The organism is Paucibacter sp. Y2R2-4, assembly GCF_025717535.1.
In the GTDB taxonomy this organism is placed as follows: Bacteria; Pseudomonadota; Gammaproteobacteria; order Burkholderiales; family Burkholderiaceae_C; genus Paucibacter_A.
On sequence record NZ_JAJIRO010000001.1, the window covers coordinates 798,472 to 809,619 of the forward strand.

Genomic DNA, 11,148 nt, shown 5'->3' on the forward strand with positions numbered 1-11,148 from the left:
GCTGAGCCCTTTTCTATTTCTGAGGCGCTTGCTGAGTCTAGAAGCCCAGAACCGCCCTCACAACATCACGGGCTCAGACTCCAGGCGAATGCCAAAGCGCCCGTAAACACTTTCTTGGATGGCACGCGCCAGCGTCACCACCTCGGCGCCCCGCGCCTCGCCCCGGTTGACCAGCACCAAGGCCTGCTTTTCATAAACGCCCGCGCCGCCGACGGTCTTGCCCTTCCAGCCACAGGCGTCAATCATCCAGCCTGCCGCCAGCTTGATGCCGCCATCGGGCATGGGGTAGTGCACGATGCCGGGGTCGCGGCCGATGATGTCGCGGCATTGCTCCGGCGTCACTACCGGATTCTTGAAGAAGCTGCCGGCGTTGCCGATCACCGCCGGGTCTGGCAGCTTGGCGCGCCGCACCTGGCAGACCCAATCAAAGATTTGCCGCGCGCTGGGCTCATTGATGCCGGTCTCGGCCATCTTCCGCTCGAGTTCCAGATAGCCGAGCACCGGCCGCCAGGGCTTGGGCAAGGCCAAGCGCACCCGGGTGATGACACATTTGCCGGCCAGGCCGCCAAAATCAGTCTGCTTGAAGACGCTGTCACGATAGCCAAAGCGGCAGACCGAGGCTGGCAAAAGCACGGTGCGACCCGTCGTCAGGTCCACCACTTCAACGCTATCGAGCCGGTCTTTCAATTCCAGGCCGTAAGCCCCGATGTTTTGCACCGGCGAAGCGCCCACGGTGCCGGGGATCAGCGCCATGTTCTCCAGGCCCGGATAGCCCGAGTCCACCGACCACTGCACCAATTCATGCCAGGGCACGCCCGCGCCAGCCTCGATAATCCAGGCGTCAGCACGTTCTTCCAGCAGACGCAAACCAGGAATCTCCATCTTCAGCACCACGGCCTCGATGTCTTTGGTCAAAACGATATTGCTGCCCCCCCCCAAGACAAACTTGGGTGCGCGGCCCAGCTTCGGATGATCAACCACGCTGCGCACATCGGCTACCTCGCGAATCCGCACCAGACAATGGGCGGTGGCCGGCAAGCCAAAAGTGTTGAAGGGCTTCAAATTGACCGCATGCTCCAGCCGCAGTTCTTGACTGCCGGGCTTGAGCGGTTCAGTGGGGGGATTTACAGCTTGTTCCTGCATGGCAGAATTTTCCCAGATCAACCGGGCTATCCTTGCCGGACACGCCCACAACTCATAAATAAACATGCCCAGCTTTGACACCACCCTCGAACCCGATATGGTCAAGATCAAACATGGCGTTGAAACCAGCGCCAAAGAGATCTCGACCCGCTTTGACTTCAAAGGCACGCCGGCCGAAGTCACGCTGAAAGACAAAGAGAAAGAAATCCACGCCGTCGGCAATAGTGAGTTCCAGTTGGAACAAATCGAGGCCGTGCTCTATTCCAAGCTGATCAAGCAAGGCGTGGTCATCAGCTTCCTGGACAAGCAGGAAAAGATTGAAAAACTCGGCGGCGACAAAGTGCGTCAGGTCTACAAAATCAAGAACGGCATCGAATCCGATCTGGCAAAGAAGATCGTGGCCGCCATCAAGAACGCCAAGCTCAAGGTGCAAGGCTCGATTCAAGGCGACACGGTGCGCGTCACCGGCAAGAACCGTGATGATCTGCAAGTCGGCATCGCCTTGCTAAAAAAAGAGTTTGCCGACGTGCCGCTGGACTACGGCAACTTCCGCGACTGAGTCTCTCATGAGCGCCGCGCGCCTCGCCTCCTTCAGCGGCTTGACTGGGCTGCTGCTTTGCACCTGCGCCGCCATGGCGCAGACGCAGGGCCCCATCGTCGCCTTCAATGGCAGTCTGGGGGCGAAAGCGGCGCTTTTGATGATTGACGGCGAAGCTCGTACCGTGCCGGTGGGCGAAACCGTGCGCGGTGTGCGCCTGCTCTCGCTCGTCGACGGCCAAGCCCAAATCGAGGCCGGCGGCCGCCGCTACACCCTGCAAATGGGCGCCTCGCCCGGACGCATTGGCGAAGCTACAGCAGCCAGCGGTTCGGGGCGAAGAATAGTTTTGAGCTCCGGCCAAGGGGGGCATTTCACCACCGGCGGCAGCATCAACGGTCAGAGCACTCAATTCCTGGTGGACACCGGCGCCACGGCCATCTCCATCAGCCAATTGGAGGCGGAGCGCCTCGGCCTGAAGTTCACAACAGGCCGCCGCATCATGACGCAAACCGCTAACGGCACGGTTCCCGCACACGTCCTGACGCTAGCCTCGGTGCGCATTGGCGATGTTGATGTGCGCAATGTAGAGGCCATCGTGGTGCCGGGTCAAATGAGCCATGTGCTGCTGGGCAATAGTTTTTTGACCCGCTTTCAGATGAAGCGGGACAACGACGTGCTGACGCTGGATTTACGCTACTGAAAGTTTCTGGACGCTTGACTGCCCTCTTGAAATTGCAGCCAAGGCCCTTGAATGGCAAGCAGCATGAACAAATTCACCGCTGCCCCCGTTTGTCGGCTCAACAAGCCCGCATGAACTCCCGATACTGACGAGATGCGCCTCAAAAATTCCTTCTCCTCTAGCCGCGAACACGCCATGCCCTCAAAACCTCATGGCCTTCGCCCCACTTTGCTGGCCACTTTCATCGCGGGCTTCTCAGTCTTGTCCATGTCCGCCTGGGCAACGCCCGAAAAAGCTGCCAGCTATTACGAAGATGCGCTGAAGCGGTTTGAGGCCGGCGACTTGGATAGCGCCAGCATCCAACTGAAGAACAGTCTGCAGCAGGATAAAAAGATGTTGGCCGCGCATCTCTTGCTCGGCAAGGTCTTGCTGGCCAAAGGGGAATACGCTGCGGCAGAAGTCGCGCTGGCTGAGGCGCAGAAGCAAGGCGTTAGCCGCAGCGAAGTGCTGGTTTCACAAGGACAGCTGTATTTGATTACCGGCGAGCGCAAAAAACTGCTGGATGAAATCCAGGTGACCGGCATGCCAAGCGCTATTCATGCGGACATTTTGACCATGCGGGGCTCGGCTTACGCTGGGCTGGGCAATGTGGCGCAAGCCAGCAAAGCCTTTGCGGAAGCCCGTGCCCTCAAGCCCGGACTGGCCGCCCCCTGGATGGCCGAAGCGCCTTTGCTGATGCGCCAGGGCGAAGGCGAAAAAGCCCGCGCGGCGGCGACCAAAGCGGTTGAGTTAGAGCCTCGAAATGCAGCCGCCTGGTACACCTTGGGCAGTATTTTGCTGGGCCTGAAAGACAGCAAGGGCGCGCTGGCCGCGCACGAGAAGGCCCTGGCTTTGAATGAAAAGCAAGTGGACTCGCGGGTCGCACGGGCCTCGCTGCTACTGATGTTAGGCCGAGAAAAAGAGGCAGAAAAAGACATCGATCTGCTGGACGGCTGGGGCGTGATGGACCCGCGGGCATCCTATGTGCGAGGCGTACTGGCCGCCCAGCGCGGCGATGCCAACGCAGCCCGCGCAGCCTTCACCAAGGCCGCAGAACTGGTGGACGCCCAAAAGCCCGCCTCTTTAGCGGGCAATGACCCAGTTTTGATGGCCGGCGCCTTGGCTCATAAAGCCTTGAACAACAATGAGAAGGCCAAGGCCTATCTCGACACCTTGCTCACACTGAACCCCAAGCATTTCAGCGCCCAGTTGTTGCTGGGCGGCATTCTGATCGACAGCAAAGACTACTCTCGTGCAAGCACCTTGCTCGAAGGCGCGCAACGGGTGGCACCCGATGACCCACAGGTCTTGATGCTGCTCGGTAGCCTGCAAATGGCGCGCAAGCAATATCTGCGCGCCAGCGAGTTCTTTGAGAAGGCCGCCAAATCCAGCGCAACACCTGAAGCCAAGCGCGAACTGGCCTTCAGCCAGCTCGGTTTGGGACAAACCCGACTCGGCGTTTCCAACCTGGAAAGCGTTTTTGCCGCCAACCCCGCAGATGCTCGAGCAGGCATTCAGTTGGCGATGAGTTTGATCAATCAGGGCAAGTCCAACCAGGCCTTGCAAACGGCGCTCAGCCTCACCAAAGCGGACCCTGGCAATCTGACAATGCAGAACTTCCTGGGAAATATCCAGGGACGAGTGGGCGACAAAAAGGCGGCCCGACAGACCTTCCAGCAAATCTTGGTCAAGGACGCAAACTTCAAGCCCGCTGCAGTCAATTTGAGCTGGCTGGATATGGAAGAGCAGCGCTATGACGAAGCGCGTACGCGGCTGAAGCTTTGGCTCAATCGCGAAAAGAAAGACCCCGACCTGCTCTTCCAACTGGGGGTACTTGAAGTTCGCGCCGGACGCTTAGCTGAGGCTCAGGAACTGCTCCAAAGCGCCAACGAATTGCAAAGAAATGACCCCCGGCCAGGCTTGACCTTGATTGAGCTCTTCCTGAGCCAACAGCAAGCCGATAAGGCCATTGCCACTGGCAAAACCCTGAACGCCAAACTCCCCAATCGCCCCCCAGTTGTGCTGGCCCTAGGCCGGGCCTATCTCGCGGCCGGCGACAAAGCCAGTGCCCGAACCTTGTTCCAAGACGCGGGCCGACTGGCCGACTTTGACGCCAACCAACAAGTGCACATTGGCCGCCTACAAATCCTGGCCGGCAACCTGGAAGGCGCAGCCTACAGCTCGCAAAAAGCCCTGCAGGCGGATCCCAATGATTTGCAAGCGCTCGTGTTTCAGGTAGAGATTGAGGCTCAAAAAGGCGATCAAGCCAAGTTGGATGCCGCCCTGAAAGCACTGAATACAAAGCATGCCGGTAGCACTGCCGCATTGCTGGCCAACGGCAATGTCGCCATGTTGCGGCGGCAGTTCCCGGCGGCGCAAGCCGCTTACCGACAGGTTCTTGACAAAGCCCCCTCCAGCAACCACGCCATGCTGTTGGCTCGGGCTTTCATGGCCGCAGGCGAAGCAGACAAGGCCCTCACTCTGATTGAATCTCAGGCCAAAAAGTCGCCTCAAGATGCAGGTTTGCTGCGCGCAAGCGCAGAACTGCAAGTCAATATGGGCAAGAACGAAGCTGCCGCCAAGAGTTTTGTCCAACTCTTAAGCCTCAGCCCCAAAGATGTGGGGGCGATGAGCAGCTACGCTATCTTGCTTCAACGCATGGGCGATGCAAAGGCGCTCAGCACAGCTGAGCAGGCTTTGCAACTCGCGCCATCCAGCGCTGAGGCTGCCGACACACTGGGTTGGGTTTTGGCACTGCAAAGTAAATATGACCTAGCGCTGCGGCATCTGCGTGAAGCCCGCCTGCGCGACCCAAGCAATGGCAATATACGATTTCACCTGGCCTATGCGCTATCGAAATCGGGTCGCAAGCCCGAGGCCAAGGAAGAACTGTCGGCGGCCCTGAACGCGAGCAGTCGACCAGGTGACTCCAAGGAGTTGAGCGCCTTGAAGCTTGAGTTGGGGCTTTAATTCCCCCTTAGGCAAGGCTCAAAGCTAACGAAATCAGCGAACGGGAGCACAGGGGAAACCTGCACTCCGTCACACCGCAGGCGATTTGCCGCAAGAACTTGGCCTGACCCCGCGTTCACGGGGTTGCTAGCCAGAAACAAGCCGTTACGATTCGACCCAGAATCAAAATCACGCCGATAAAGCGTCAACAGGCTCTACCACTATGAAACTCACTTTCCCTGCCGCCAAGACCGCCCTGATCTGCCACGCAGTCGCATTGCTGAGCCTCAGTGCTGGCCTGAGCCACGCTCAAAACGTGACGCTGCAAGCGGGTAGCGGGACCAACCAATACAAGTCTGAGAATCTGACCTACGGTGAAACCTTGGTACAGAAGCCCGCGACTTTGGGGGCCGGAAGCTACAAAGAGTCGAGCAACGGCTCATCGTTCTGGGTGTACTGCCTGGATCCGCTGACTTCGATCGCCAACCCGATGAACTACACCAAGTTGACGGGTTCTGGAAACGCAGCCCTGAGTCAGTTCATCACCGGCAACGGTGCCGCTGCCTCTGTGAACACGTACAACGAGCAATTCGCCAAAGGCGGTGACTATGCGACGGTTTCTGCAGTAAGCAGCAACAAGTACGATGATCTGACAACAAGCCCGGGCACCTCACGAGTCTTGAGCAAGATCACCGAGCTGTTCAGCTATGCCTACGCGGATGCAACGCTGAGCAACAACTCGACCAAGTCCGCAGCCTTCCAATACGCGCTGTGGGAAATCTTGGGCGATACCAAGACTGCTGCTACGCCTAGCGGCTATGCGGACTACAACGCAGCATCCGGCGGTCTGCGCGAAGGCACCAAATCGGCTACCGGTGCCAACGACATTCTGGACGTTGGCCTGCGCACCCAGATCAACACCTACCTGACGGCCTTGAACACCAGCAACTGGGCTGGCATTGGTGGCGGCAAGGCAACCAACTACACCTTCACCGTGTTCAATTCAGCGACCAGCCAAACCTTGGTCAGCGTAACACCGCAAAGCAATGGTGTTCCAGAACCTGGTTCGCTCGCATTGGCAGGCTTGGCCCTGTTTGGTGTGGTGTACACACGCCGTCAAGGCAAGAGCACGAAGCGCTGATCCCAGCGTCTGCAGCTCTCAATCAAAAGCGGCCCATGTGGCCGCTTTTTGCATTCCGGCGCGCCGATAGCGAAAGCCTGGATACGGTCGATGCACGGATCCCTAAATTAAGAAGCAAGGCCCAAGAAATCCCGCCAATCGGGCGCGACCTCTGCCAACCCTTTTCGATCATGCCCATCCCGCCCGTTCACCGTAGATGCGGCAAACAAAGCCTTGACGATCGCCTGCTCGCAAGCTTCGGCGGAGGCTTGGAACAAGGGATCAAGGCTGGCCTCATGCACCATCGCGATGGCGGGCATGGGCTCGGAAGCCCGCTGCGGCAAGGTGTAGGCGCTGGAGAAGGCCAAGGCGATGTCACCACTGCCGTGCCCGTAGTCTGAGCCTGTTCGAGCCAGCCCAGCACCGGCACGGCGCGCTAGGCGGCTGAGCTGACGCGAGTCCAGTGCGGCATCGGTGGCGATGATCAAGATGATGGAGCCTTTCTCGACTGATTCAGCCCGGCTGGAGTTCTTCAGCCGCTCTTGAAGTATGGACCCCAGACACCGGCCCTGAATCGTCAAGGCCTCGGGTCGACCGAAGTTGGCCAAGACCAGTGCAGCCACTGTGCAAGGCTCCGCTCCGGCGCGCACGCGCCGAGAAGCAGACCCGATGCCTCCCTTCAGGCCAAAGGCACTCATACCCCGCCCTGCCCCCACGCTGCCCTGAGCAAAGTCCAAACGCAAATCGGCCATGGCTTGAGTCAGATGCTGCTCTTGCACCGCAAAAGCTTGTGCGTCGTTGAGAAAGCCGTCATTGCATTCGAACACCAACGGGTTGACAGTGGGCCAATCTCGCCCAATTTCAGGGTGGCGAGCGATGGTCTCTCGGGTCAAGGCCGTGGCCAAGGCGCCGACGGCAAAAGTGCTGCCCAGCACGATGGGCGTCTCCAATTGCCCCAACTCCTGCAACTGCAGCAGGCCCATGCTCTTGCCAAAGCCATTCAAGACCGCCAAGCCGGCCGGCACCTTGTGCATGAACACATCGCCTGCATGCGGGCGAATCACCGTCACGCCGGTTTGCACCGCGCCGGCATCCAAGGTGCAATGGCCCACCATGACCCCAGCCACATCGGCCAGGCTGTCCAGCGGGCCGCTGGGCAGCACGCCTATGCGAGGAAAGCCAGGGGCCTTCAACTGCATGATGGTTCAGCCTTCAGCGAACGCTGTCCAGCTTTGGATCCAGCGCATCGCGCAGGCCGTCACCGAGCAGATTGAAGGCCAGCACGGTCAGGAAGATCGCAATGCTAGGGATGAGGGCGATATGCGGCGCATTGACCATATCGCTGCGCGCCTCATTCAGCATTGCGCCCCATTCAGGCGTGGGCGGCTGCGCGCCCATGCCCAAAAAGCTCAGGCTGGCGGCGGTGATGATGGAGGTGCCGATACGCATAGTAAAGAAAACCACCACAGTGGAAACCGTGCCGGGCAGGATGTGGCGGGTGATGATGGTCCAGTCGGAAGCGCCAATCGAGCGGGCCGCCTCCACATAGGTCAGGTGCTTCAGCGCCAGCGTATTGCCGCGCACCAAGCGGGCAAAGGTGGGGATCGAAAACACCGCCACCGCGATGACCACATTGGTCATGCCGCCGCCCAGAATCGCCACGATGCCGATGGCCAGCAAGATGCCAGGGAAGGCAAACAAGACATCACACAAGCGCATGATGACCCGGTCCCACCAGCCTTCGTAATAGCCCGCCAGCAGGCCAAAGCTGGTGCCTAACACCGAGCCTACGGCCACCGACACCAAACCGGCTGTCAATGACACTCGCGCGCCCATCAAGATGCGACTGAAGATATCCCGGCCCAAAGCGTCAACACCGAACCAATGCTCGGCCGAAGGCGTGGCGTTGATGCGGTCGTAGTCAAAATAGTTTTCGGCGTCATAGGGTGTGATCCAAGGCGCCGCAAGCGCCAGCACGATCAAGACCAAGACAAAGCCCAGGGCCAGCATCGCGACGCGCTGCTTTTTAAATTTGCGCCAGAACTCCGAGGCCGGCGTGCGCACCTTGGCTGCAGAGCCGCCAGCTGCTGAAAGAGGAAGACTTGGGCTGCTCATATCACTTGTAACGAATGGTCGGATTGATCAGGCCGTAGAGCAGGTCCACGATCAGATTGATCAAAATGAACTGCAGCGAGAACAGCAAGACCTCGGCCTGGATGACCGGGTAATCGCGCATCTCGACGGCATCCACCAAGAGCCGGCCCATGCCCGGCCAATTGAAAACCTTCTCCACCACGATGGAGCCGCCGAGCAAGAAGCCGAACTGCAGCCCCATCATGGTCACGACCGGAATCAAGGCATTGCGCAGCCCATGTTTGAGCACGACGCCGGTCTCAGAGACCCCCTTGGCCCGCGCAGTGCGGATGTAGTCCTCATGCAAGATGTCCACAAAGGATGAACGGGTGAAGCGCGCCATCACCGCCGCCACACCCGCCCCCAGGGTCAGTGAAGGCAAGACGTAATGCCGCCAACTGTCAGCGCCCACTGTGGGCAGCCAGCCCAAGCCCACCGCAAACACCATCATCAAAAGCAGGCCCAAGGCGAAGGACGGGAAGGAGATGCCCGACACAGCCAGCGTCATACCCAATCGGTCCTGCCAGCGATTGCGCTTGACGGCGGCCACCACCCCAATCACCAAGCCGAACAGCACCGACCAACCCATGGCCGCCAGCGTTAGCTTCAAGGTGAAGGGGAAACGGTCGGCAATCTCATCGATCACCGGCCGCTTGGTGCGAATGGAATGGCCAAAATCGCCGCGCAGCGCGCCGCCGACGAAGCGGGTGAACTGCTCCAGCATCGGCTTGTCCAGCCCCAGATCGCGCCGCACCAGCTCCACCGTTTCGGGGTCGGCCTCAGCTCCGGCCGCCAGCCGCGCCGGGTCGCCGGGCAGCAGGTGGACGAAGAAGAACACAAACACGGCGACGATCAGCAAGGTGGGCAAGAGGCCTGCCAAGCGCTTGAGGAGGTACTGAAACATGGGCGAGCGCTCAAGTCCTGGTGAGTGCGCCGATTGGCGGCTTACTTGCTGAACTGCACATCTTCAAAGAAGAAGCTGTTGTCCGGCATTTGGTAAATGCCCTTCAGCGTCTTGCTCTTGGCGTAAGCCACTTTGCGAGTCACTAAAAAGGCCCAGGGTGCTTCCTTGTGGACGATCTCTTGCGCACGAGCGTAGGCCTTGGCCTTCTTCTCGCGGTCGGCCGTGCCCAGAGCTTCGTAGAGCAAGTCGTCAAACTCGGTATTGCTGTAGTAAGCAAAGTTCTGCAGCTTGGGCGGCTGCGACTCTGTCGCGAACAGCGGGCGCAGGCCCCAGTCGGCCTCGCCTGTGGAAGAGGACCAACCGGCGAAGTACAAGCGCACCGCGGCATCCTCCGGCTTTTGCACATTCTCCAATTGCTGCACCCGCTGGCCGGTTTCCATCAAAGTGATCTTGGCTTTGATGCCCACCTGGGCCAGTTGCTGCTGCAAGAACTGCGTGCCCTTTTGCGCAATGCTGGTGTTGGCCGCCCAGAGTTCGGTTTCAAAACCATTCGGGTAGCCGGCCGCCTTCAGCAACTCGCGCGCCTTGGCCGGATTGTGCTCGTAACGACCGGTCTTGACGGCGTACTCCACGCCGATCGGCACTGGCCCTTCGGCTGGAGTGGCATAGCCCTTGTAGAGCACCTTGGCCAGCGCCTCCTTGTTGATCGCGTAGTTGATCGCGTGGCGCACCCGCACATCGTTGAAGGGCTTCTTCAACGTGTTCATCGACAGGTACTGGGCAAAGATGCCCGGCCCGCTGACGACGTCGAGCTTGGGGTTTTGCAAGAGGTTCTCGGCCTGTTCCACCGGCAGCGGCGCGGTGAAATGGGCCTCGCCGGCCTGCAGCATGGCGGTGCGGGTATTGCTGTCACCCACCGGTTTCCAAATGATGGCGTCCAGCTTGGGCCAACCGGCCTTCCAATATTTGTCGTTCTTCACCACCTTCACATAGTCGGGCTGCTTCCACTCGACGAACTTGAAGGGGCCGGTGCCCACCGGGTTCATGCCGATCTGCTTGCCGTACTTGGCCAAGGCCGTTGGCGAGATCATCACCGCCGAGGGGTGGGCGAGCTGATTGATGAAAGCCGAGAACGGCCGCTTCAGCGTGATCTTGACGGTGTAGTCATCGATCACCGTGGTGCTGTCGATGTTCGAGAACAGGTTGTAGCGCTTGAGCTTGTTCTCGGGATTGGTGACCCGGTCAAACACCGCCTTCACCGCCGCGGCATTGAAGTCCGTGCCGTCGTGGAACTTGATGCCTTTTTTGAGCTTGAAGGTATAGATCAGGCCGGCCTTGGCGGTCTCGTAGCTGTCGGCCAGCTGCGGCGTCACCTTCAGGTCTTTGTCAAAGGTATAGAGCCCTTGGTAGAAGCTCTTGCACACCGACAGGTCGAGGGTGACATTGGTGTCGTAGGGGTCCAGCGAGGCAAAGGTGTTCTCGACCGCAAAGACTGCGGTCTTGTCCTGAGCCAGCGCAGCGGTGCTGCTCAGGCCGGTGGCAAGCGCGGCGGCCAAAGCCACGGCGGCAAATAGTTTGGCATTCATCCTGTCGATCTCCCTGTTCAAAAGAAAACTCAAGCTCTCAAACCTGCGGGCACTGAA

The 11,148-nt window shown here is 59.5% G+C and carries 9 protein-coding genes; 4 read left to right on the forward strand and 5 right to left on the reverse strand.

Annotated features, from left to right (window positions below; translation table 11 throughout):
* Positions 1-57: 57 nt before the first annotated feature.
* On the reverse strand, positions 58-1,086 hold the full coding sequence (murB, locus tag LNV06_RS03475) for a UDP-N-acetylmuramate dehydrogenase (RefSeq protein ID WP_263537500.1): 1,029 nt from the start codon (positions 1,084-1,086) through the stop codon (positions 58-60).
* Between the two features lie 121 nt (positions 1,087-1,207).
* Between murB and LNV06_RS03480 the strand changes: the two genes are divergently transcribed.
* The 4 genes from LNV06_RS03480 to LNV06_RS03495 all read left to right on the forward strand — a co-directional run bounded on the left by LNV06_RS03480 (position 1,208) and on the right by LNV06_RS03495 (position 6,489).
* The gene (locus LNV06_RS03480) at positions 1,208-1,702 is read left to right on the forward strand and encodes a YajQ family cyclic di-GMP-binding protein (RefSeq protein WP_263536837.1); all 495 of its coding nucleotides are present in this window, start codon (positions 1,208-1,210) and stop codon (positions 1,700-1,702) included.
* A 7-nt stretch (positions 1,703-1,709) separates the two neighbouring features.
* Positions 1,710-2,381 (forward strand): retropepsin-like aspartic protease family protein, encoded by a 672-nt coding sequence (locus LNV06_RS03485; protein ID WP_263536838.1) that lies wholly within the window; start codon positions 1,710-1,712, stop codon positions 2,379-2,381.
* Between the two features lie 174 nt (positions 2,382-2,555).
* Positions 2,556-5,369 carry an XrtA/PEP-CTERM system TPR-repeat protein PrsT gene (gene prsT / locus LNV06_RS03490; protein WP_263536839.1) on the forward strand — a complete coding sequence of 938 codons (2,814 nt, stop codon included), beginning with the start codon at positions 2,556-2,558 and terminating at the stop codon, positions 5,367-5,369.
* 202 nt (positions 5,370-5,571) lie between these two features.
* The gene (locus tag LNV06_RS03495) at positions 5,572-6,489 is read left to right on the forward strand and encodes a PEP-CTERM sorting domain-containing protein (protein ID WP_263536840.1); all 918 of its coding nucleotides are present in this window, start codon (positions 5,572-5,574) and stop codon (positions 6,487-6,489) included.
* A gap of 107 nt (positions 6,490-6,596) precedes the next feature.
* Here the strand turns inward: LNV06_RS03495 and LNV06_RS03500 are convergent, their stop codons facing one another.
* The 4 genes from LNV06_RS03500 to gsiB are packed head-to-tail and all read right to left on the reverse strand — an operon-like array spanning position 6,597 to position 11,091.
* Positions 6,597-7,667 carry a P1 family peptidase gene (locus tag LNV06_RS03500; RefSeq protein WP_263536841.1) on the reverse strand — a complete coding sequence of 357 codons (1,071 nt, stop codon included), beginning with the start codon at positions 7,665-7,667 and terminating at the stop codon, positions 6,597-6,599.
* Between the two features lie 13 nt (positions 7,668-7,680).
* A complete protein-coding gene (gene gsiD / locus LNV06_RS03505; protein WP_263536842.1) occupies positions 7,681-8,583 on the reverse strand; it encodes a glutathione ABC transporter permease GsiD in 903 nt (300 codons plus the stop codon).
* Between the two features lies 1 nt (position 8,584).
* Entirely contained in the window at positions 8,585-9,505 is a 921-nt protein-coding gene (gsiC, locus tag LNV06_RS03510; protein ID WP_263536843.1) for a glutathione ABC transporter permease GsiC, read from the reverse strand.
* Positions 9,506-9,546: 41 nt separating this feature from the next.
* Positions 9,547-11,091: a glutathione ABC transporter substrate-binding protein GsiB gene (gene gsiB, locus LNV06_RS03515; protein WP_263536844.1), complete on the reverse strand. Its 1,545-nt coding sequence runs from the start codon at positions 11,089-11,091 to the stop codon at positions 9,547-9,549.
* Between the last annotated feature and the right edge of the window lie 57 nt (positions 11,092-11,148).